22 protein-coding genes are annotated in these 24,470 nt (G+C 37.1%); all 22 read left to right on the forward strand.

The features are described from left to right. Positions 1–38 precede the first annotated feature (38 nt). The 22 genes from ACE1MS_RS05180 (at position 39) to ACE1MS_RS05285 (ending at position 24,432) form a co-directional block, all read left to right on the forward strand. Entirely contained in the window at positions 39–1,121 is a 1,083-nt protein-coding gene (locus ACE1MS_RS05180; RefSeq protein WP_036214989.1) for a BMP family lipoprotein, read from the forward strand. Positions 1,122–1,565: 444 nt separating this feature from the next. After that, the gene (locus tag ACE1MS_RS05185; protein ID WP_031419011.1) at positions 1,566–3,113 is read left to right on the forward strand and encodes an ABC transporter ATP-binding protein; all 1,548 of its coding nucleotides are present in this window, start codon (positions 1,566–1,568) and stop codon (positions 3,111–3,113) included. Further along, the gene (locus ACE1MS_RS05190; protein WP_012293322.1) at positions 3,113–4,159 is read left to right on the forward strand and encodes an ABC transporter permease; all 1,047 of its coding nucleotides are present in this window, start codon (positions 3,113–3,115) and stop codon (positions 4,157–4,159) included. Before ACE1MS_RS05185 ends, ACE1MS_RS05190 begins: the two co-directional genes overlap by 1 nt. Before the next feature lies 1 nt (position 4,160). Beyond that, entirely contained in the window at positions 4,161–5,120 is a 960-nt protein-coding gene (locus ACE1MS_RS05195) for an ABC transporter permease (RefSeq protein WP_012293323.1), read from the forward strand. 174 nt (positions 5,121–5,294) lie between these two features. Next, a complete protein-coding gene (gene yfmF, locus ACE1MS_RS05200) occupies positions 5,295–6,566 on the forward strand; it encodes an EF-P 5-aminopentanol modification-associated protein YfmF (RefSeq protein ID WP_036214993.1) in 1,272 nt (423 codons plus the stop codon). Further along, positions 6,563–7,861: an EF-P 5-aminopentanol modification-associated protein YfmH gene (yfmH, locus tag ACE1MS_RS05205; RefSeq protein ID WP_447402737.1), complete on the forward strand. Its 1,299-nt coding sequence runs from the start codon at positions 6,563–6,565 to the stop codon at positions 7,859–7,861. Before yfmF ends, yfmH begins: the two co-directional genes overlap by 4 nt. Further along, on the forward strand, positions 7,861–8,589 hold the full coding sequence (gene ymfI, locus ACE1MS_RS05210; RefSeq protein ID WP_012293326.1) for an elongation factor P 5-aminopentanone reductase: 729 nt from the start codon (positions 7,861–7,863) through the stop codon (positions 8,587–8,589). Before yfmH ends, ymfI begins: the two co-directional genes overlap by 1 nt. A gap of 44 nt (positions 8,590–8,633) precedes the next feature. Next, entirely contained in the window at positions 8,634–8,891 is a 258-nt protein-coding gene (locus tag ACE1MS_RS05215; RefSeq protein WP_008178933.1) for a DUF3243 domain-containing protein, read from the forward strand. A gap of 226 nt (positions 8,892–9,117) precedes the next feature. After that, entirely contained in the window at positions 9,118–9,903 is a 786-nt protein-coding gene (locus tag ACE1MS_RS05220; protein WP_008178931.1) for a DUF3388 domain-containing protein, read from the forward strand. A gap of 16 nt (positions 9,904–9,919) precedes the next feature. Next, positions 9,920–10,849 carry a helix-turn-helix domain-containing protein gene (locus ACE1MS_RS05225; RefSeq protein WP_198694701.1) on the forward strand — a complete coding sequence of 310 codons (930 nt, stop codon included), beginning with the start codon at positions 9,920–9,922 and terminating at the stop codon, positions 10,847–10,849. 47 nt (positions 10,850–10,896) lie between these two features. Continuing rightward, a complete protein-coding gene (gene pgsA / locus ACE1MS_RS05230; protein ID WP_031419015.1) occupies positions 10,897–11,475 on the forward strand; it encodes a CDP-diacylglycerol--glycerol-3-phosphate 3-phosphatidyltransferase in 579 nt (192 codons plus the stop codon). 17 nt (positions 11,476–11,492) lie between these two features. Then, positions 11,493–12,752, forward strand: coding sequence for a competence/damage-inducible protein A (locus ACE1MS_RS05235; protein WP_012293330.1), 1,260 nt, complete (start codon positions 11,493–11,495; stop codon positions 12,750–12,752). A 160-nt stretch (positions 12,753–12,912) separates the two neighbouring features. Next, positions 12,913–13,974, forward strand: coding sequence for a recombinase RecA (gene recA, locus ACE1MS_RS05240; protein ID WP_031419019.1), 1,062 nt, complete (start codon positions 12,913–12,915; stop codon positions 13,972–13,974). Positions 13,975–14,497: 523 nt separating this feature from the next. Continuing rightward, positions 14,498–16,057, forward strand: coding sequence for a ribonuclease Y (gene rny, locus ACE1MS_RS05245; protein ID WP_012293332.1), 1,560 nt, complete (start codon positions 14,498–14,500; stop codon positions 16,055–16,057). 146 nt (positions 16,058–16,203) lie between these two features. Next, entirely contained in the window at positions 16,204–16,968 is a 765-nt protein-coding gene (locus tag ACE1MS_RS05250; RefSeq protein WP_447402738.1) for a tyrosine-protein phosphatase, read from the forward strand. Between the two features lie 253 nt (positions 16,969–17,221). Next, a complete protein-coding gene (locus ACE1MS_RS05255; protein ID WP_227256913.1) occupies positions 17,222–18,157 on the forward strand; it encodes an O-antigen ligase family protein in 936 nt (311 codons plus the stop codon). Between the two features lie 69 nt (positions 18,158–18,226). Beyond that, positions 18,227–18,943, forward strand: coding sequence for a YveK family protein (locus ACE1MS_RS05260; RefSeq protein WP_012293335.1), 717 nt, complete (start codon positions 18,227–18,229; stop codon positions 18,941–18,943). Further along, positions 18,943–19,641, forward strand: a complete 699-nt coding sequence (locus ACE1MS_RS05265; protein ID WP_012293336.1) for a CpsD/CapB family tyrosine-protein kinase — start codon at positions 18,943–18,945, stop codon at positions 19,639–19,641. Before ACE1MS_RS05260 ends, ACE1MS_RS05265 begins: the two co-directional genes overlap by 1 nt. 10 nt (positions 19,642–19,651) lie before the next feature. Next, entirely contained in the window at positions 19,652–20,737 is a 1,086-nt protein-coding gene (locus ACE1MS_RS05270) for a glycosyltransferase (RefSeq protein WP_036167475.1), read from the forward strand. A 58-nt stretch (positions 20,738–20,795) separates the two neighbouring features. After that, positions 20,796–21,893, forward strand: coding sequence for a glycosyltransferase (locus ACE1MS_RS05275; protein ID WP_257216124.1), 1,098 nt, complete (start codon positions 20,796–20,798; stop codon positions 21,891–21,893). A gap of 32 nt (positions 21,894–21,925) precedes the next feature. Further along, positions 21,926–23,446 carry an oligosaccharide flippase family protein gene (locus tag ACE1MS_RS05280; RefSeq protein ID WP_012293339.1) on the forward strand — a complete coding sequence of 507 codons (1,521 nt, stop codon included), beginning with the start codon at positions 21,926–21,928 and terminating at the stop codon, positions 23,444–23,446. Further along, on the forward strand, positions 23,446–24,432 hold the full coding sequence (locus ACE1MS_RS05285) for a glycosyltransferase family 2 protein (protein WP_036167629.1): 987 nt from the start codon (positions 23,446–23,448) through the stop codon (positions 24,430–24,432). Before ACE1MS_RS05280 ends, ACE1MS_RS05285 begins: the two co-directional genes overlap by 1 nt. The last annotated feature ends 38 nt before the right edge of the window (positions 24,433–24,470 follow it).

Genomic DNA, 24,470 nt, shown 5'->3' on the forward strand with positions numbered 1-24,470 from the left:
TTTCCTGCTAATTACAATACCTTTGGGGGGTTAATTAAATGAAAAAACGTAAATTTGGTTTAGTATTAACATCAGTATTAGCGGCAAGCGCAATTTTAGGTGCTTGTGGTACAAAAGACGAAAAACCTGCAAAAGAAAATGATAATGCTTCAGGTGGAGAAACATCAGAAGAATCATTTTCAGTAGCAATGGTTACTGACGTAGGTGGCGTTGATGACAAATCATTCAACCAATCTGCATGGGAAGGTGTTCAAGCTTACGGAAAAGAACACGGTCTTAAAAAAGGTGATGGTGGCTTTGACTACCTACAATCAGCTTCAGATGCTGACTATGAAACAAACTTAAACAACTTAGTACGTCGTGACTTTAACTTAGTTTATGGTATCGGTTTCATGATGGCTGATGCAATCGATGCAGTAGCAGCTGAAAATCCAGACAATCACTTTGCATTGATTGATGCTGAAGTTAAAGCAGACAACGTAGTAAACGTACTGTTCAAAGAGCAAGAAGGTGCATTCTTAGCTGGTGTTGCTGCAGCAAAAATGTCTAAATCAGGTAAAATCGGCTTCGTAGGTGGCGTAGATATTCCAGTTATTAACCGCTTCCACGCTGGTTTTGTTGAAGGCGCTAAAGCAGTAAATCCAGATATCGATATCCAAGTAAAATATACGGGTGCATTTGATAAAGCAGATCTAGGAAAAATCACTGCTAACAGCATGTACTCTTCAGGTGTAGATGTAATCTTCCACGCTGCTGGGGCAACTGGTAATGGTGTATTCTCAGAAGCAAAAGAACGTAAAGCAAAAGATCCAAATGCGGATGTATGGGTAATCGGTGTAGATGCTGACCAATACGAAGAAGGTAAAGTAGACGATAAAACAAATGTAACTTTAACTTCAATGTTAAAAGGCGTTAACACAGCAGTAGAAGATATTTCAAACAGAGCGAAAAACGGTGACTTCCCTGGTGGAGAAACACTTGTTTATGGTTTAGCTGAAGATGGGGTTAAACTTGCAGATTCTCGCGGTGCAATTCCAGAAGATGTACAAAAAGTAATCGATGAATATAAAGAAAAAATTGCTAAGGGTGAAATCAAAGTTCCAGAGAAAGTGGAAAAATAATTCATCTTTTGATCATCATAAGGGACTTTTAAGAAGGACCTTATGATGATTTTTCAATCTATCGTTATATTTAGATTATTCGCAATTCTCTATTTAACTAGATTTATATGAACCTTTTAGAGGTAGTATTAATGATTTTCATAATGATGGTAACAAGTTAATAGAAGAAAGGTTTCTAACGATGACCTTTCCTGTATTAATTTAGCAAAACACCTACCTCTATAGGTGGCGGATTAATCAGTAAATAAAAGATAGCCTTTGGTAACGAAAGCGGTCTAAAGAATTAGTGAACTGTAGCAAAAAAAGCTCTAACGGTCATCTAGTTTATATACATTTCGAATACTGGATGTATTGCTAATCTGTGCCATCAGTCATAGTAGAGGCAGATACTAAACGCTAAGGCGGAATTACTTTATAAAAGTGCCTATTAAGGGAGTGACAATATTGGAACATGTGATTGAAATGCTAGGAATCCGGAAAGAATTCGGTAATTTCGTGGCGAATAATAATATCACCCTCCAACTGAAACAAGGCGAAATCCATGCATTGCTTGGAGAGAATGGTGCAGGTAAATCGACTTTGATGAACGTCCTTTTTGGTTTGTATCAACCAGAGGGTGGCGAAATTCGCGTTCGTGGGAAAGCTGTGAAAATTACAAACCCAAATGTTGCCAATGATTTAGGGATTGGTATGGTGCATCAGCACTTTATGTTGGTAGAGAATTTTACAGTAACAGAAAATATTATTTTAGGCTCCGAGCCAACTAAAATGGGTATTGTCAATATAAAAGATGCAGCAAAAAAAGTACAAGCCCTTTCTGAGAAGTATGGCTTGGATGTTGATCCTAATGCTAAAATTGAAGACATCACTGTTGGTATGCAACAACGTGTTGAAATATTAAAAACATTATATCGTGGTGCTGAAATTTTAATCTTTGATGAACCAACAGCCTCTTTAACACCACAAGAGATTATGGAATTAATTCAAATTATGCGTCGTCTTATTGCGGAGGGAAAATCTATTATTTTGATTACCCACAAGCTAAAAGAAATTATGGAAGTGTCCGATCGTGTAACGATTATCCGTAAAGGTGAAGGAATTGGCACTGTTGTAACCGCTGACACAAATCCTGATCAGCTAGCTGAAATGATGGTTGGCCGACAAGTTGAATTTAAAACAGAAAAAACGGATGCGAATCCAACTGATGAAGTACTTGCGATCCATGACTTAGTTGTAACGGATTACCGTGATATTGATAAGGTAAAAGGTCTGAACTTAAAGGTTCGTAAAGGTGAAATTGTCGGTATAGCAGGTATTGATGGAAATGGTCAATCAGAATTAATCGAGGCGATTACAGGTCTTCGTAAAATTAAAAGTGGTACTGTCGAACTAAACGGTAAAAATATTACAAATTTGAAGCCGCGTAGCATTACAGAAGAAGGCGTTGGACATATTCCGCAAGACCGTCATAAGCATGGTCTAGTGTTAGATTTCCCAATTGGTCATAATATTGCGCTACAAACGTATTACCAATCTCCTATAGCAAAAGGCTTTGTCATGGACTATAAAAAAGTGTCAGAGAAAGCTAATCAAATTATTAAAGAATACGACGTGCGTACAGGGAATGGCGAAATGACACCTGCCCGTGCATTATCTGGTGGTAACCAACAAAAGGCTATTATTGGTCGTGAAATTGACCGTAATCCTGATTTATTAATTGCCGCTCTACCAACACGAGGTCTGGACGTAGGGGCAATTGAATTTATTCACTCGCGTCTAATTGAGCAACGCGATAAAGGAAAAGCCGTTCTGTTAATTTCCTTTGAATTAGATGAGGTAATGAATGTATCGGATCGCATTGCCGTTATTTATGATGGTCAAATTGTGGATGAATTAAATCCTAAAGAAACAACAGAACAAGAGCTTGGCTTATTAATGGCCGGCCAAAGTAAAAAAAATAATAAGCATGATGCGAAGGAGGGGAACGACTAATGTCAAATCGTGTCATTAATATACTCGTTCCTATCATCTCTATCATTATCGGTTTAATTGTAGGGGCTATCGTCATGGTAGTCAGTGGCTATGACCCAGTACAAGGTTATATCGCTCTTTGGACAGGTATATTTGGAGATTCATACTCAATAGGGAACACAATTCGTCAAATTACACCATATATATTGGCAGGTCTTGCAGTAGCGTTTGCCTTCCGTACAGGGCTGTTTAATATTGGTGTTGAAGGTCAGCTTATTTTAGGTTGGCTAGCTGCAGCTTGGGTTGGTTATGCATTTGAGCTACCTAAAGTCATTCATTTACCATTGGCATTACTTGCAGCAGCAGCAGCAGGTGCATTTTGGGCCTTTATTGCAGGTTTCTTAAAAGCGAAATTTAAAGTGCATGAAGTAATTGCGACAATTATGCTTAACTATACTGCGTTATATATTGCCAACGCGGTCATTAAAAAATTGTCAGATGGTAGCTTTAAAACAGAACGTATTCATGAATCAGCTTCATTACGTTCTCCGTTTTTAAGAGAGCTTACAGACAACTCAAGTCTTCACTATGGGATCATTGTTGCACTATTAATGGTTGTAGTTATGTGGTTCATTTTAGAAAAAACAACTCGTGGATATGAGCTGAAAGCTGTAGGGTTCAACAAAAACGCTGCAGATTATGCGGGTATGAGTGTTAACAAAAACATTATTTTAGCGATGACTATTTCAGGTATGTTTGCGGGTCTTGGGGGAGCGATGGAAGCTCTAGGTACGTTCCAAAACGCATCCATTAAACCTGGCTTCACAGGAATTGGGTTCGATGGTATCGCCGTAGCCTTACTTGGTGCAAATACACCACTTGGCGTAGTATTCGGGGCATCACTTTTTGGTTCATTAAAATATGGTGCATTAAATATGCCAAATGCTGCCGGTATTCCAGAAGAAATTGTATCGATTATCATCGCGTTAATTATCTTCTTCGTAGCATCAGGCTATATTATTCGAGTAGGCTTACAGAAGCTGAGCAAGAAAAAGGAGGGACAATAACATGAGCTTTTTAGAAATGTTATATTTCATCATCCCTTCAGCGATTCTTTATGCAACACCTTTGATTTTTACAGCCATCGGTGGGGTATTCTCTGAACGCTCTGGTGTTGTCAACATCGGGCTAGAGGGCTTAATGATTGTTGGTGCTTTTGTTGGTATATTTATCAATTTAGAATTTGCTTCATCATTAGGTGCGGCAACTGTTTGGGTAGCAATGCTAGCGGCTATTGTAATTGGTGCGATTTTCTCACTTTTCCATGCCGTTGCTTCTATTTCCTTCCGAGCTGATCAAACGGTATCAGGGGTAGCTATTAACTTACTAGGTTTAGCTGCTACTGTATTCTTAGTAAAAATGATTTATGATAAAGGTCAAACAGATATGATTGACCAACCGATTCGCCGTTTTGGAATTCCTTATTTAGAGGACATCCCATTCTTTGGTCGTTTATTGTTCCATGATGTTTACAGTACGTCTATTCTGGCGTTTGTGGTAGCATTTGGTGCTTGGTTTATTATTTATAAAACTCCATTTGGCTTACGCCTTCGCGCTGTAGGTGAGCACCCAATGGCAGCAGATACAATGGGGATTAACGTCAATAAAATGCGTTATATTGCTGTTATGATTTCTGGGGCTCTAGGTGGACTTGGTGGTGCTGTCTATGCACAAACAATTACACATGACTTCTCACATGCAACAATTGCTGGTCAAGGCTTCATGGCGATCGCTGCCATGATTTTCGGGAAATGGCATCCAATTGGTGCGCTAGGTGCAGCCCTATTCTTCGGTTTGGCACAAACATTAAGTATTGCGGGGAACCAAATTCCTTTCATCGAAAATGTTCCAGCCGTTTATTTACAAATCTTACCGTATGTTCTAACAATCCTTGCTTTAGCAGGCTTTATCGGTAAAGCGAATGCTCCTAAGGCAAGTGGACAACCATATATTAAAGGTAAGCGTTAAAATAAGTCATGATCAAAGACTGAGTGAAATATGCTCAGTCTTTTTTTCCATGTTGAATGATATAATTTATAATTTTTCCCATACATACTTTGGATTCTTTTTGCAATTATAGACAGTAGACATGTATAGTATGTGTAGTACATCGTTATATTAAGAAGGATAGGAGGGTTTCATATGTTTAAAACTATACCTTTTGCCAAAGGTGTCAATTTGCATATCCGACAAACGACCCAATTTAAAACCGTAAATTTTTCAATTAAATGGAGAAGAGCATTAACGGCTAAAAGTGCATCGGAACGTACTGTATTAACCAATGTCCTGCAGCATAGTAATGCTAAATATAAAACAACCGCTGCTTTTCGAAGCTTTTTAGACGATCTATATGGCACTGTTTTATATTTTGATACGTCTAAAAGAGGGAATGAGCATACAGTCCTCATGAATGTGGAGACTGTAAATGATCACTATTTAGCAAATACAAGTGTGTTAAATGACGTACTTGGTTTACTGCATACGGCTATTTTTGAGCCTAATTTAGAAAATGGAGTCTTTAAGGAATCCATTGTGGAACGAGAAAAGAAGACAGTTATACAACGTATTGAATCTATTTTCGATGATAAATCTCGCTTTGCTCAATTCCGCTTACAGCAAATCCTAAGACCAAATGAACCAGCATCTATTTCGGCAAATGGTAGTGTCGAGGAAATTCAAAAAATTACACCTTCCTCCTTATTTGAGGCTTATCATTCCATGCTAGCTAACGATAAAATAGATATTTATGTTGCTGGGGATATTAATGAAGAGGAAATTGTAGCGAAATTAAAAAAAGCGCTACCATTTAATGATCGTACGCCTGAAGAAGTGCCAGCCGTTCTTCCGCAACAGCATCCTCAAAACGATTATGTTCGAGAACAGCATGAGATGAAGCAAGGGAAGCTTCACATTGGCTTTAGTACGCCTGTAAGATTTGGTAATCCAGACTTTGCTAAAATGCAGATTTTTAATGGTATTTTCGGTGGTTATCCACATGCAAAATTATTTATGAATGTTCGTGAAAAAGAGAGTCTGGCTTATTATGCTTCTAGCTCCTATGCTTCACATTATGGTCTTGTATTTGTAGTTTCTGGGATTGAGGCTAAAAATGAGGAAAAGGCGTTATCTTTAATTAAAGAACAGCTTATGACAATGCAGTCTGGTAACATAACAGATTTAGAACTAGAACAAACAAAAGCTATGCTCACGAATCAATTAAAAGAGTCCTTGGATTCTGCCCGTGGACAAATCGAAATTTTTGATCAATATAAAGATTTACCGGAGGAGTTCTCTGTAGAATCTTGGGCAAATAAGTGGAAAGCTGTGACGAAGGAAGATGTTGTGGACATGGCGAAGCAAGTGCAGCTTGAAGCGGTCTATTTCTTAAGTGGAAAGGAGCAAGCCGCACAATGAAAACAATTGAATTTAAGCAACTAGATGAAACCCTTTATTATGAAAAGCTTGAAAATGGTTTAGATGTATATATATTGCCGAAAAAAGGTTTTTCTAAAACATTTGTAACTTTTACAACGAAGTATGGTTCTATTGATCGCACGTTTATACCGATTGGTCAAACAGAAAGCATTACTGTGCCAGATGGAATCGCTCACTTCTTAGAGCATAAGATGTTTGAAAAAGAAGATGGAGATGTCTTCCAAAAGTTCAGTGAATATGGTGCTTCTGCTAACGCCTTTACATCGTTTACGCGTACGGCATACTTATTCTCTTCAACTGATAACATTTACAAAAGTACTGAAACGTTATTGAATTTTGTACAGGAGCCATACTTTACAGAAGCGACTGTCAACAAAGAAAAAGGAATTATTGGGCAAGAAATTACTATGTATGATGATCAACCAGATTGGCGTTTATATTTTGGTACGATTGAAAATATGTATCATCATCACCCCGTAAAAATTGATATTGCTGGGACAATTGAATCGATTGATGGCATTACGGCGGATCATTTATATACGTGCTACAATACGTTTTATCACCCATCTAATATGCTATTATTTGTGATTGGTGCGGTTGACCCAGAGGAAATGATGACTTTTATCCGTGAAAATCAGGGTAAAAAAGAGTTTTCTGAACCTGCATCCATTGAACGTTTCTTTGAGGAAGAACCAACTGAGGTAGCGATTAGCGAACGAACATTAAACATGGATGTACAAAAGCCTAAGGTTTATGTTGGATTGAAGGCAAAAGAAACCAATTTGTCAGGTCGAGAAATGTTAAAGCATGAGCTATCTGTTCAAATTGCGCTGGAACTTATTTTTGGACGTACATCTAATTTTTATGAACGTATTTACGAAGAAGGTTTAATTGATGAAACATATGCGTTTGATTTTACATTAGAAAATGGTTTTGGATTTGCAATGATTGGTTCTGATTCTTCAGAGCCTGATAAATTAACATCGGCAATTAAAGAAGAATTGGCCAAATTTGAAGGGAATTCACAATTTGAAAGTGCTGATCTTGAACGTATTAAACGCAAAAAAATTGGTTTCTTCTTACGTGCTTTGAATTCTATAGAATTTATCGCTAACCAATTTACTCGTTATTCCTTTAATGACATGAATTTATTTGATGTTGTACCAGTTCTTGAGGAATTAACAATTGATGATTTGTACAAAGCGTTTGTCTCAGTTCAGGGTGAATCTCAACAAACCGTGTTTAAAATTTTACCAAGTAAGCAGGATGCCTAGTGAAAAAGTTTGCTCTTGTACTAGGTGCTTCAGGTGAAATTGGTCACGCTATTTGTCATAGCTTGGCTGAAGAAGGCTGGTCTATCTATTTACACTATTCAACTAATAAAAATGCTGCAGAAACTTTATGCGATACACTTACTAAAACTTTCCCTGCACAAGAATTTATGCTTGTACAGGGGGATTTTTCAATTGTAACAGGAGCAGAAATGGTAGCCGCACAGATTTTTAATGTGCAGGCTATTATTTTCGCAAATGGACAAGCGCATTATTCGCTGCTAGAGGATACAACAGTGGAAGATATGGACGCATTATGGAGAGTCCATGTTCAAAATCCGATGAGGCTGACAGCTTTACTATCTGAAAAGCTTCGTCAGCATGATGTCAGCTATGTATTATTTATCGGCTCTATATGGGGAGAAGCTGGATCTGCTGGGGAGGCGCTGTACGCAACTGTCAAAGGAGCACAACATGCATTTGTTAAATCCTACGCAAAGGAAGCAGCATTATCTCGTATTCGAGTAAATGCCATTGCTCCGGGCTTCATTAATACATCGATGAACAGTCATTTAAGCAAAGAGGAGCTTAATTATATTTTGGAGGATATTCCTCTAGGCTCAATTGGACAAACAATAGACGTGGCTGAGATGGTTCGTTTTTATTTGTCTGGGAAAGCCGATTACGTGACAGGACAAATCATTCGATTAAATGGTGGTTGGTACATATAATCTTCTTTTTTACACATACTACATGTGTAAAGGAGGAGAAACATATGACCATTTTAGAAAACTGGCAAAAATGGACATCGTTTTTAGGACAAAACGTTATGCAAGCTGAATCAAGTGGCATGCCTAAGAAAATGATTCAAGCAGCTGCTGTCCAAATTGGTGAATATTTAGCTTCAAATGTAGATCCTAAAAACGAGCAAGAGCGAGTGCTGTCGGATTTATGGGGCGTTGCCTCTGAAGATGAAAAGCATGCATTGGCGAATTGTGTCGTTAAGCTTGTCCAAAATAAGCATGTGCAATAAAAAAAGAGGAGAGCTTATCTCCTCTTTTTTCTATATAAAAAATTTATTTTTTTGTGAAAACGGGAACGTATGTAAGCCTTATTTCTATGCATTCAAAAAAAATAGTAAGTTTTTAAAAATAACGCCGCAATTCCATGTATTCTAACTTTCCATTACATAAAAAATCAGCTATGATGGAACTTATAAAGGATTTTTTACGTTAACTAATAGGAAGGGAACGAGTGTGTTGAGCGATTGGTACTTTGAATATGAGATTCAGGTGAATCGCCCTGGATTATTAGGAGATATTGCTTCACTTTTAGGGATGCTTCGTGTCAATATTATTTCAATCAATGGTGTCGATGAGGATCGGCGTGGTATGTTAGTGCATACAGACAACGATGAGGCAATTGAACGCTTTCGTACAATTGTTTCGACAATGGAACATATTAACGTAACCAAATTTCGACAACCAAAACTTCGAGACCGCTTAGCTATTAGACACGGTCGTTATATTCCAAGAGATGCAGACGAAAAAAACACTTTCCACTTCGTAAGAGATGAACTTGGTATTTTAGTCGATTTTATGGCCGAACTCTTTAAAAAAGAGGGACATAAGCTGATTGGTATCCGTGGCATGCCACGTGTTGGTAAAACGGAGTCTATAGTAGCAGCAAGTGTTTGTGCCAATAAAAAGTGGATTTTTCTATCATCCACGATGATAAAACAAACGGTTCGTAATAAATTAGTGGGGGATGAATTTAGTCGTAATAATATCTTTATTTTAGATGGTATTGTGACTCGTCGTTCATCTGATGAGCGACATCTACAATTAGTGCGTGAAATGATGAATATGCCATGCATCAAGGTTGTAGAGCATCCAGATATGTTTGTTCAGCATTCCGAATATAAAATAGAGGATTTTGATTATATTATTGAATTACGTCATCACACAGATGAAGAAATTACTTATGAAATAATGGAAAAAAATCATATGTCCGAATCCGATTCATTTGGTGGATTTAATTTTTAATTTGATGTTAAAGTAGGTGTTATTAGTGGCAGAATTAGGGACTCGACTGAAAGAGGCGAGACTGTCTAAAGGCTACAGCTTAGACGATTTACAAGAAATAACGAAAATTCAAAAGCGTTATTTAGTAGGAATTGAAGAGGGCAATTATTCCATTATGCCTGGCTCGTTTTATGTACGAGCTTTTATTAAACAATATGCAGATGCGGTTGGTTTAAATGCAGAAGAAATATTAGAGACTTATAAAAATGAACTGCCAAGTACTCCAAATGATCAAGTAAGTCAATCTATCACGAATAGTCCAAGCAGAAGAAAGGTCACGAAAGGCCCTTCCAATAAAATGATGGAGGCAATGCCGAAAATCATTGTTGCGTTATTTATTGTCGTAATCATTGTAGCAATATGGGTGCTATGGCAATCTAAAAACAGTCCAGGGACAAGCGAAGGCAACACAACGTCTCCTGAAATTGAATACGATACGAATGTTAAGCCTATTGATAGTGCGAAAGATAAGAAAGAAAAAGAAGAAAAAGATGCTCTGAAAAATGACCAAAAAGATACAGATTCTAAAGAAGAAACACCAACTGATGAAGATCAAACTGATCAAACTGAAGAGATCAAGCAAACCATTTCCGCGGGTACTGTTGAAGCAGATGGAGCAACAACTTCATACACGTTAACAGGTACAGATACACTGAAACTGAAAATTGAGGTTTCAGGTCCTACATTTGTTGGTATTCGTAATCAACAGCAACAAGAATTATTAACGGATACTCGTGTTTATAATGCTGGTGAGGTGGTAGAATTCGACGCGACGACTCAAAATTATGTTCGTATCCGTCTTGGTAATTCTACGCAAGCTAAAATCTATATTAATGACGAGCTTCTCACATATGCACAGCAAGTTGTAACTCAAAATATCGTCATCAATTTCAATAAAGAACAGTAGTCATCATGTGATGGCTACTTTCTTTCATCATGAAAGGTGTTAGAAAAATGAACATACCAAATAAAATTACCATCTCACGAATCTTGCTTATTCCATTTTTTGTCATTGTTATGATGTTTGATTTTGGCTGGGGAACATTGACTCTATTTGGGGCAGAGATGCCAATCCATCATTTTATAGGTGCACTTATTTTTATTTTAGCTTCGACAACTGATTGGGTAGATGGTTATTATGCACGTAAGTATAATCTTGTGACTACATTTGGGAAATTTTTAGATCCCTTAGCTGATAAATTACTTGTATCAGCAGCGTTTATTTTAATGGTAGAGCTTGATATGGCACCAGCCTGGGTGATTATTATTATTATTAGCCGTGAATTCGCTGTTACGGGTTTACGCCTTATTTTGGCAGGTGGAGGAGAGGTCGTAGCGGCCAATCAGCTTGGCAAAATCAAGACTTGGGCACAAATAGTAGCAATCGCTGCTGCGCTTTTACACAACACAATTTTCGAACTCATTGGTATTCCTTTTGATATGATAATGCTATATGTAGCATTGTTCTTTACGCTATGGTCTGGGTGGGACTACTTCTACCTTAATCGACGTGTTTTACTTGAGTCTAAATAAGAAAGGTCTTGTGAATCATGAATGCTGAAATTCTAGCGGTGGGCTCAGAGCTATTATTAGGTCAAATTACGAATACAAATGCGAGATTTATCTCGAACCAGTTATCCGAGCTAGGCATTAATGTTTTTTACCATACAGTAGTTGGTGATAATGCAAAACGTTTAGAACAAGCTATTGAAGTGGCAGAATCTCGTGCAGATTTAATTATATTTTCGGGAGGACTAGGACCTACGAAAGATGATTTAACAAAAGAAACGATTGCTCGCCATCTCGGTGTTTCTCTTGAGTTTGATGAGGTAGCATTAACTTATATTGAGCAGTTTTTTGCCAAGCGAGGACGTCCTATGACGGAGAATAACCGGAAACAGGCTTTAATTCTAGCTGGAAGCGAAATACTAGCCAATCACCATGGAATGGCGCCTGGTATGATTTTCAACAATAATAATCATACGTATATCTTACTTCCAGGGCCACCAAAAGAGCTTGAGCCTATGTTTCAATTTGAGGCGAAGCCTAAACTTGCCGCGATGCTTAATGATGGAGGGATTATTGCCTCACATGTGATGCGTTTTTATGGCATTGGTGAAGCCGAACTTGAAGTTCAGGTACAGGATATTTTAGATGCTCAAACAAATCCAACCGTCGCTCCACTTGCGTCGGATGGTGAGGTAACATTGCGCGTAACAGCAAAGGCAGAAACAGAACAGCAAGCCCAGCAACTTATTGCAGCCAAAGTGGCTGAGATACAAGCCCTTGTTGGTGACTATCAGTATGGTATGGATGATGATTCACTTGCTTCAAAGACAGTTGAAATGCTCTTAGATAATCATCTTACTATTTCTGCTGCGGAAAGTTTAACAGCAGGATTGTTTCAATCGGAGCTTGCAGAAATTCCAGGGGTAGGGGACGCACTCATTGGAGGTGTTGTGACCTATGCGGCAGAAGCAAAAGTAAAGCATCTTGGTATTTCACAAGAATTAATAGATACGCACGGCGTTGTTAGTGGTGAATGTGCTGCTGCAATGGCAAGTGCAGTTCGGAAACAATTTGGTACAAACATTGGAATTGGGCTAACAGGGGAAGCAGGGCCTACAGCACATGACCATCAGCCAGTAGGAACGGTTTGGATTGGTATTGCCATCAATGATGAGGAGCCACTTACATACTTACTTCATTTATCTGGTATGCGAAATACAAATCGACTTCGTGCAGTGAAATTTACATGCCATTATTTAATGCAGCTTTTAGAAGAACGCGGTTATACAAAACGATATTAACATAGAGTGAAAATAGGAATTTGGGTAGAGAAAAACTATCCAAATTTTTATTTTGTATAAAAATCGAATAAATGTTCGCTTTTTTCTTGCGTGTTTTCTCAAAAACAAGTATAGTAGAGATAGACAAACACAGTGAACAGTTTTCGAAGGAGGAAAATGAATGAGTGATCGTAAAGCAGCCTTAGAACAGGCTTTAAAACAAATTGAAAAGAATTTTGGTAAAGGTTCAATTATGAAACTCGGTGAAAAAACCGATTTAGAAATTGCCACATCGTCAAGTGGATCACTAGCACTTGACGCTGCATTAGGCGTAGGTGGTTATCCACGTGGACGTATTATTGAAGTGTATGGTCCTGAATCGTCAGGTAAAACAACAGTTGCTTTACATGCTATTGCTGAAGTACAAGCAAAAGGTGGACAAGCAGCATTTATTGATGCAGAACATGCATTAGACCCTATCTATGCTCAAAAATTAGGTGTCAATATTGATGAGCTATTATTATCACAACCAGATACAGGGGAGCAAGCACTTGAAATTGCAGAAGCACTAGTTCGTAGTGGTGCAATTGATATTATTGTTATTGACTCCGTTGCTGCTCTAGTGCCAAAAGCTGAAATTGAAGGAGATATGGGGGATTCTCATGTCGGCTTACAAGCCCGCTTAATGTCACAGGCATTACGTAAACTTTCAGGTTCTATTAACAAATCAAAAACGATTGCTATTTTCATTAACCAAATTCGCGAAAAGATTGGGGTAATGTTCGGAAACCCTGAAACAACACCAGGTGGACGTGCCCTTAAATTCTACAGCTCTGTACGTTTAGAAGTTCGCCGTGCAGAAGCTATTAAGCAAGGTAATGATATTGTTGGTAACCGTACGAAAATTAAAATTGTCAAAAATAAAGTAGCGCCGCCATTCCGTACAGCTGAAGTTGATATTATGTATGGAGAAGGTATTTCTAAAGAAGGCGAAACAGTTGATTTAGGTGTAGAATTAGACATCGTGCAAAAAAGTGGTTCTTGGTATGCCTACGGTGATGAGCGTCTAGGTCAAGGGCGAGAAAATGCAAAACAGTATTTAAAAGAAAACCCTGCTGTTTTGGAAGATATCTCGAACAAAATTCGATCCTCTTATGGTATTGCAGCTTCTTCCTATACAATTGCTGCGCATGAAGAAGACGAGATGGATGAAGAATTAATGTCACTTCTTGATGAAGAATAATCAAACGATTGCATTGTTCCCAATTTATTAAGGGAACAATGCTTTTTTTGTCTATAATCTAAAATTTTTACACATAATAAGATAGAAGCTATATGCCTCAGAAATTATTTCTTATGTACTGGGTGGACGTAAAAGGTATAAAAGGTAAATTTTTTTCTAGTGTAAAAGTTATAGGGAAAAAATTCACTGAATGGATAGGACTTACTTTTTTTCTGTTTAGAGGGCGAACAGGTGCCCGACTATCCTTGACAGAGCTGATGGCTAGCTATACAATTAAATATGTATAATTTCTGAATTATGACTTTAAATAGGCAGTACATTTTATCTTCATTTAGCAAAAGTTTTATAGTTAAATATCCTTTTCGAAGGATGTCAAAACGCCTACTGAATGCAGATAATACCTTTGGTCAATTAAACGGATTTTGTTTTAAAGGCTAACAAAATCTTGTACAATTTGCCAAGGGACATAGATGTATGCGCCGACTGAAACTGTAATACCCAAATAGCAAGAGGAGGTGTTCATATGGATGGAATTACTATCATCTCCGCTTTGCTTGGACTCATCGTTGGTGCCGCTGTTAGCTATATCTACATGAAAAAAGTGAATGACTCAAAAATCACTGGTGCTAAACATGTCGCTGAAACAATCGTTGAAGAAGGAAAACGAGAAGCGGAGGCATTAAAGAAAGAAGCACTACTTGAAGCCAAAGATGAAACTCACAAATTTCGTACTGAAGCCGAAAATGACATTCGTGAACGTCGTTTAGAACTTCAAAAACAAGAGAACCGTTTATTGCAAAGAGAAGAGAATCTTGATCGCAAGGATGATACTCTAAATAAGAGAGAAGCAAGCTTAGAGCGTAAAGAACAAGCTCTAGCTGAAAGACAACAGCATATTGAACAGATGGAGAGCAAAGTGGACGAGCTCGTTGCATCACAAAAAACAGAACTAGAACGTATTTCTGCTTTAACTAGAGAAGAAGCAAAATCAATTATCTTAAATGAAGTAGAAAAAGAGCTAGCAACTGATATTGCTGTGATGACGAAGGAAGCTGAGACACGTGCAAAAGAAGACTCAGATAAAAAGGCACGTGAAATCTTATCATTGGCACTACAACGATTTGCTGCAGACCATGTAGCTGAAACAACAGTATCTGTTGTAAACTTGCCAAATGATGAAATGAAAGGTCGCATCATTGGTCGTGAAGGCCGTAATATTCGTACGTTGGAAACGTTAACAGGCATTGATTTAATTATTGATGATACTCCAGAAGCGGTTATTTTATCAGGCTTTGATCCAATCCGTCGTGAAACGGCTCGACTTGCACTTGAAAAACTTGTACAGGATGGTCGCATTCACCCAGCTCGTATTGAAGAAATGGTGGAAAAATCTCGTCGTGAAGTGGATGAACAAATCCGCGAAACTGGTGAGCAAACTACATTTGAAATTGGCATTCATAACTTACATCCAGATTTAATGAAAATTTTAGGCCGCATGAAATATCGTACAAGCTATGGACAAAATGTTCTCAAACATTCAATTGAAGTCGCGCATTTGGCAGGTTTACTGGCAGCTGAATTAGGTGAAGATGTGGCGTTAGCTCGTCGCGCAGGCTTATTACATGATATTGGTAAAGCCATTGACCATGAGGTAGAAGGTAGCCATGTTGAGATTGGCGTGGAATTAGCAACAAAATACAAGGAACACCCAGTCGTTATTAATAGTATTGCTTCGCATCATGGTGATACAGAAGCAACATCTGTTATCGCGGTATTAGTTGCGGCAGCTGACGCATTGTCAGCAGCTCGTCCAGGTGCACGAAGTGAAACACTTGAAAACTATATCCGCAGACTTGAAAAATTAGAGGAAATTTCAGAAAGCTATGATGGCGTAGAGAAATCTTATGCAATTCAAGCGGGACGTGAAATCCGAATAATCGTACAACCTGAAAAAATTGATGATTTAGCTTCTCATCGTCTTGCACGTGATATTCGCAAGCGTATTGAGGAAGAATTAGATTATCCAGGTCATATTAAAGTAACAGTCATTCGCGAAACTCGTGCTGTAGAGTACGCGAAATAATATTGAAAGTTAGAGGTTTCTCTAGATTCATATCTAGAGAGCCTCTTTTTTAATTTAGCCAGAGTCATGTTTGAGGAGCATCCATCATAAAAAAGAAAAAGGCTAGATTTTCTGCAGATGGATTAAAGAAGAAAGATGTGATCAAAATGATAGATCTTCATGCCCATATATTATTTGATGTGGATGATGGACCTAAAGAAGAAACGGATTCCTTAAACATGTTGAGGCAAGCTGCACGGGAGGGGATCACAGATATAGTCTGTACCTCACATGCTATGCATCCACATTATCATGTCCCATATCGCAAGGTAGAAGCGCTAGTCCATTATTTACAACAGTTACTGCTGCAACAAAAAATCCCAATCACCCTCCACACAGGACATGAAGTTCGTTTACATGATGAGCTTTTGGCTCATCTTCAGCAAAAGCAACTTCATACATTAGCTCACACCCACTACATTCTATTAGAGCTTCCTTCAACTACAATCCCTGCTTATACGAAAGAGATAATTAGACGTTTAAAATGTGCTGGATATATACCGATTTTGGCACATCCTGAACGAAACCTTGCTATTAGAGAAAATCCGAAAAGACTTGATGACCTCATCCATGAAGGCGCATTTACACAAATAACGACAGGTAGTTTAACAGGCTTATTTGGTAAGGAGGTGCAGCGACTATCATTGGCTTTAGTAAGAGCAAATTACATTCATATGATTGGCTCTGACGCCCATAATGTAAGCACAAGAACGTTTTGCTTCCAAGCGGCACTTCAATATCTAGAGAAAAAGAATGAAATAGAGATGGTTGAGCGACTCCTCATGAATAATGCAAATGTTTTAGCTAACAAGCCTATCATGCGATTTGAACTTGAGGATATTGTTGTGAAGAAGCGGTGGCTTTTATTTTGATAACGTATGTAGAATTGAGTGTGAGAATAATATGAAACTATTCATCACATTAATGTTTAGCGCTCTTATTTTAATGAGCCTTATGCAGCCCGTCGATGGCATTTACCATAAATTATCTTTAGTTCTCAGCCTTTTTATAATTAGTATCTCTATACTTTGTCATAAAAAAATTATTATTCAAAATGTACAAGCTAGTATTTTTTTTAGTATGTATACGTTCTTTTGTATCATTGCAGCAGGGGTAAACCAAGATATGAATTTATTGAAAAATAGTCTTCAATTATATTGCATGTTTTTAGCAGTTTCTATTTTCTTTAATGACCTTGTGAAAGAGCATGTCATGGATATTGTTGTGAATAGTGTTTTAATAGCCTATGTCCCATTTATATTTGTATGTTTCCAACAAGCGCGCTATATGTTTGGAGGGTTTGCAGGTGTATTTGAGAATCCCAATACCATGGGGTTTTCTATGATGGGGTTAGTGGTTGTTGTACTTATAAGACTCTATCAGCTAGCCGTGAAAATATTACATGAACGACAACAGCCGAAATTAATTTTATTATTTGTTTTTTATACGACGATATATTTAATTTGTATGTATATCATACTGCTTTCGAATGCACGTACTTCATTGTTCACGGCTGCACTAGTGACGATTGTAGTAATTGTTTCTAGTATCAAAAGCTTGAATAAAGCCTTCCTGCCATTCCTAAAGTTTAGTGCTCTTTTTGCAGGTACTGTTCTAGTTGTATTAATAGCTTTCTTGAAAATGAATAGGATGCAAGATGCTGTACAAAGTATTTTATTAAAAATGGAAAAAAAGTCTACGAATATGACAGATGGCCGCCTTGAAATTTGGCAATATGTTTTTGAGCATGTTCAATTTTGGGGGCATGGTGTGGAATCATTATGGACTATAGGTGTATCTCATGCTCACAATACATTTATGAATATTTTACAGGAAGCGGGTCTACTGGCATTGATTAGCTATTGCTGTTTTTTGCTAGCCATTGCTAAAGGCTATCGCCGAATGAATGCCCAGCTTACCGTTTTGATGACGTTAATTATAGTTGCAATGTTAGGGGTTTCTACATTTGAAATTCTTTATTTTAACGTGCTCCATATTCTTGTGTTTGTTGTAAGTGGTAGCTTGAGAGATACGGACAAAAAGACGACATTGACCGAATAAGCGATAGGCTTGTTTAATATACTTTATTAGCATTGCAGCTATCTGCCTACATTAGGAGGGATCCATTTTGTGAATGAAGAAATGACAATTCAAAGTCTAGTAAAAGTATGGCAAAAACGCTGGTTCTTCATCCTAATACTGATGATACTGTCCATTGGCATTGCTGTTTTCATTAATTATTTTCTTCAAACACCTATTTATGAAGCGGAAACTCAATTATTGGTCAATCAAAAAAGCTATGAGAATCAGCAACTAATAGGAGCGCAGAATGTTGATACGGACCTTCGTTTAATTAATACGTACAATGTTATTATCAAAAGTCCTGTTATTTTAACAAAGGTAATTGATGTCCTAGCACTAGAAACATCTCCCGAAACATTAATGAAGCAAATAGAGGTTTCAAGCGCCAATAATTCACAAGTGGTTAATATTCGTGTACAGGATGAAGATGAAGCAAGGGCTGTGAAGATTGCCAATACGATAGCTGAGATTTTTAAAGAGGAAATTCCTATTTTAATGCATGTGGACAATATTAATATTCTCTTTGTTGCCCAATCCAGTGAACATCCAGTACCGGTGAAACCCAATAAATTGCTGAACCTCCTAATAGCGACTATTGGTGGTTTCAGCTTGGCACTCGTGCTCGCCTATTTTTTAGAAACGCTTGATAGGACGATTAAAACAGAGCAGGATATCGAGGAAATATTATCATTACCTGTGATTGGAGTTGTCAGTAATATTGAATTACTCAATAGTAAAAAATCAAGAGCCGGGGGGTCCTCCTAATGCTGTTCAAAAGAAAAACAAAAAAAATCCCAATGGCTCGCAAGCTGGTAACAGTTTCCGATATGATGTCAATTCCTTCTGAGCAATATCGCACCATTCGGGCGAATATTAAATTTTCGCAACCCAATCAAGATGTTAAAACTATTCTAGTCACCTCCTCTATCGCAGGTGAAGGAAAATCGACCAATGCGGCTAATATCGGTGTTGTGTTTTCACAGGAGGGAAAACGTGTCCTCATTATTGATGCTGATATGCGTAAGCCCACGCTCCATCATACATTTTATCTTGATAATGTTTTTGGCTTATCATCTGTATTATCACGTCAAGCGACCTTACAAGAGGTGATTCAAGCAACCTTTGTAGATGGTGTGGAAATCATTTCGAGTGGCGCTATCCCCCCTAATCCAACAGAATTATTAGCCTCTGAAACTATGACTTTATTGTTGCACGAAGTGAAAGAACGCTACGATATTGTGATGATTGATGCACCACCATTACTTTTTTTATCGGATGCACAAATTTTATCTAATAAATGTGATGGTACTCTTTTAGTTGTTAATACGGGCACAGTAGGAAAAGCAGCTGTTGTAAAATCAAAATCCATCTTAACGATTGCTAAAGCCAATATATTAGGTGTCATCTTGAATAATTATAAAATGAAGGGCAGCACGTACGAGCAATATTATGGAAAAGAATAAAAGGTGGAGAATGACATTGAAAAGGGTTTTGCATATTATCCCCACTACTGATTATGGCGGTATAACGACCATGATTGTAGATACTTGGATGAATGTTAATAAATTTTCATACCATTTTGATTTTGTGTCATTTAATAAGGGGACTTATCATGAAATTCTCTTACAGCAAGGTTCGAAAATATTTTACGAAACGTATATTACCGAGCAAGGTCCACTTTCTTATATGCGGAATATTTATAGGATTATAAAACAATATCAATATGATGCCGTTCATGATCATACAGGCTACCGAGCAGTTTTTACCATGCTAGCAGCTCGTTTAGCAGGTGTATCATGTCGTGTATTACATAGCCATACGAATGTTGCTGAAGAATGGAACAATAAAGCTCTGTTAGCATTGTTGAAAAGGCTAAGCGTTGGAAATGCCACGAAATTGGTAGCGTGTAGTCAAAAAGCGGGTGAATTTTGCTTTCATAAAAGACCCTACGAGGTTATTGCCAATCCAATTGATATGCAGAAGATAAAGCGTTTATCGCCAGAAGAGAAAAAGAGTTTAGCAGAAGATTTAGGGATTCAAGATGGGGATTTAGTAATTGGGCATATTGGTCGCTTTGTACCTGTGAAAAATCATTCCTTTTTAATTGAGCTTGCTGTTAAATTAAAGCAACAAAACATTCCATTTAAATTGCTTTTGATAGGAGATGGCCCCTTAGAGCAGGAAATTCGCCTTCTCGTCAAGGAACAAAAAGTAGAGGATTATGTTCAATTTTTGGGACCACGGGCAGATAGTATTAAGCTCCTTCAACTCATGGATAAGTTTATTTTACCGTCTTATTTCGAGGGCTTTGGCATTGTATTATTAGAAGCTCAAATTTGTGGTACACCAGCCATCGTTTCTTCCACACTGCCAAAAGAGGTAGATCTTAATGTGGGATTACTACAGTATTTAGAGCTACAGGGAGATATTAATAGTTGGCTGCAAGCTATTATAAAAATGAATGTAAAACCAAATCCGCAAATTATTAGGAAGAGTCTTAAAAATAAAGGTCTTGATGCAGAAGAAATAGCAATTAGATTATGTGCGCTTTACACATAGCTAGTAAACTAATTCAAAGGATGAGACTATCCAAAAAAAAATTAAAATTACTCATATCATCACTACCACAGGTCTTGGCGGAGCAGAAGCAATGCTTTACCGTCTTTTACAAAACGTGGATAGGGACATGTATGAGATAGAGGTTATTTGTCTAACAGAGATAGGAACTTATGGTAAGTATATTGAACAACAATTAAACATCAAAGTAACAATATGTGATATGCGACGCAGTATGGGAATTGCCTTTGTTCGTTGTTATCAACGATGTCGAGAGAGTGATATTATTCAAACTTGGATGTATCATGCTAATCTTCTTGGATACATTCTTTCAAAATTACTCAAAAAGAAATTAATTTGGGGTATTCACCATAGTAATTTAAATAAAGATGACAATAAACGAAGGACAATTTTTATTGCGAAGCTTTGTGCAAAATTATCTAAACATGTGGACGCTATTATTTCTTGTGGTCCAAAGGTGAAAGAAATCCATGAAGCTATTGGGTACAAGAATAAGCAGCACCGAATTATTGTAAATGGTGTAAATACAGATTTTTATAAGCCTAGTAAGAAGCGTCAATATTATTTGGAGCGATTCAACATAGTGAACCAACCTATTTTATTGCATGTAGGTAGATGGGACCCTTTAAAGGATTATGAAAATTTGCTGGCAAGTTTAAAGCAGTTAAAGCAAAAACGACAAGATTTTTATATGTTTTTAGTTGGCTATGAGATAGAAAGCTCTAATGAGGTATTGCGGCAAATGATTGAAAACGCGCAGTTAGAGCAGTTTACATTCCTATTAGGTAGTAGAGACGATATTCCACAATTAATGGCTGCAGCTGATCTATTCATTTTATCATCTTCTGGAGAGGGGCTACCGAATGTGTTGGTAGAGGCACTTGCCAGTGGCACTTGCTGTGTGACTACAAATGTTGGGGATTGTGAATTTTTAGTAGGGAATTATGGAGAGGTTGTACCATCTAAGGATGCGGTCGCTTTATCGAAAGCCATCAATAGGGCATTAAATTACGATTCAAAGACATATGAACAAAAAGCTAATCTTGGTCGTGCACATGTTTTAGCAAACTTTGAAATTAAGCATGTGGCAGAGCAATATCAATCTCTATATCCCGCTATTATTCAAAGAAAAGAATGAAAGCCAATCCTCACTAACAGAAAGGCGTGCACATGAAAGAAATTAAGATTGGAGCCATTCTTTCGTATCTTACAATCGGCTGCACGATGATTTCTTCCCTTCTTTTTACACCCTTGATGATTTCGCTTCTTGGTCAGAAAGAATTTGGATTATATTCTTTAATGATTGTCCTTGTTGGCTATCTTTCTATTTTAGATTTAGGGCTGGGCAATGCGATTGTACGCTATATTGCTAGAAATAGAGCAATTGCGGATAAGGCATTAGAGGCATCATTAAATGGATTTTTTTTGAAGTTATTTATTAGTATTGGCTGTCTTACATTATTGATAGGCTTTTTCCTATTTTCACAGGTAGAGATGGTTTTTGGACAAAGCTTATCAGGAGATCAATTAGCCAAAGCCAAAGTAATGGGCTATATAATGACCATTAGTGTAGCGGTGCAATTCCCACTAGGTGTTTTTACTTCTATCTTACAAGCATATGAAAAATTTATTTTTATTAAATTTACAACATTACTACAGGTGATTGTACAGCCTTTGACAATGTTGTTTTTTCTGTTACAGGGAACCGATGCGGTGACGTTAATCTATATTATCGCTATTTATAATATTCTCTTTTTAGTAATGGATGCCATTTATTGTATGAAGGTCTTATCCATTCGATTTACTTTTACTTTGAAAAACAAAAAGCTGATAAAAGAAATTTTTATCTATTCATTTTTTATTTTCATTACAGTCATCGTTGATAAAATCTATTGGCAAACGGATCAAGTGTTATTAGGCATATTAAAAGGAACTGAGGATGTTGCAATTTATGCAGTGGCTATGCAAATAGTATTAATATTTATGTCACTAGCTTTAGCCATAAGTGGATTATTTCTACCTCGTATTTCTATGCTTGTCACAAAAGAAGAAGGGTTATTAGAAATTAACCAATTATTCATTAAAGTGGGCGCTATTCAGTTTTTAGTAGTGGGATATATGCTCGGTGGATTCTTTCTTTTTGGAAAAGAATTTTTATTACTATGGTTAGGCAAAGATTTTTTGGCCATCTATGCGATTGTTCTTATTATTATGGTGCCATTCAGTATTGATCTCATACAAAATTTAGGTATTAATGTGTTGAAAGCGAAAAATCTTTTTAAATTTAGAACGATTTTATTAATGATTGTGGCGCTGGTCAATATGATTGTATCCATACCAGTTATCTTTTTTTATGGGAAAATTGGCACAGCAATTATTACGGCATGTTCTTTATTTATAGGAAATGTAGTTATCATGAATATTTATTACTATAAAAAAATTGGTTTGGATATTTTGGGTTTTTGGCGGACCATTAGCAGGCTAGTTCTAGCATTTATTTTGGCTATTTGCTGTAGTCAGCTTCTATGGGATTTAACGAAACCTCCCATCATTTGGAGCTCTATCATCCTTTATATTTTTTATTATACAGTTTTGACAGGCGGGAGCCTTTTCTCTATTGGCATGACAAAAGAGCAGAGAAGAAGGTGGATAGAGTCATTACGTAAAGGAGGGGCAAAATTTTGGTCTTAGTGAGTGTGATTGTCCCTGTCTATAATGCCGAGAACTATTTGAACAAATGCCTTACGAGTATTTGTCATCAAAGTTTAAAGGACATAGAAATTATTACGATTAATGATGGTAGCGATGATCAATCATTGTCGGTTTTAAAAAATTTTGCACAGAAGGACACTCGTATAACTGTTTTAGATATTGACAATGGTGGTGTTAGTAAGGCAAGAAATTTAGGCATAGAACAAGCTAATGGACAATATATTACTTTTGTTGATGCGGATGACTGGCTAGAGCTAACTATGCTGGAAGAACTGTATCACGCCTGTAGGCTGACAGGTAGCAATATTGCTAAATGCGATTTATTTTGGCAGGAGGAAGTGGGAAGTAGGCAGCTATATTATCCTTCAAAGACATACTATACTTATAGTGCAACTGTTTGTTTAAATAAATTATTTACAGAAATAGGTGAAAAGCACTTTGGTTTTGCCAGCTGTAAACTATATAAAAAATCCTTTATAGATTTGCATAGGCTAAGATTTGATGAAGCGATGAATTTTGCAGAAGACACGTTGTTTCTATCGAGAGCAGTAATAAAAAATCAATCCATCTGCTACGTCCCAAGACAGCTTTATTACTATAATGTTGACAATCAAAATTCACTTACAAGCAGGGCTATGAGCAATATAAGAAACAATTATGATTTGTTGTATAAAAAGCTTTTTGAGGAATTACAAAATGGAGAAGTTTATGAGGAAGTAAAAAATAGCTTTTTAAATTACCAATTTGAAGGGCTCCTTGTTATTCTCCATCAATGTCCAACTAATCCGCAGGCCATTAAAAGTGCCATTCAATCCTTTTTACTAGCATACCCAGCTGTTTTGAAGGTGAAGCTTATCAACCGTAATCTAAAACAGATTATCTTTTTAAAGCTCATAAAAATGAATTGGCTTACATTATCCTCTACACTCATCTACATAAAGGTGAAAAGAGCCAAAGTGATATAATGGCCAGATTTTTATTTTATTTTGCTTAATCCTCCACC

The sequence above is a fragment of the Lysinibacillus sp. fkY74-1 genome, from assembly GCF_053165895.1.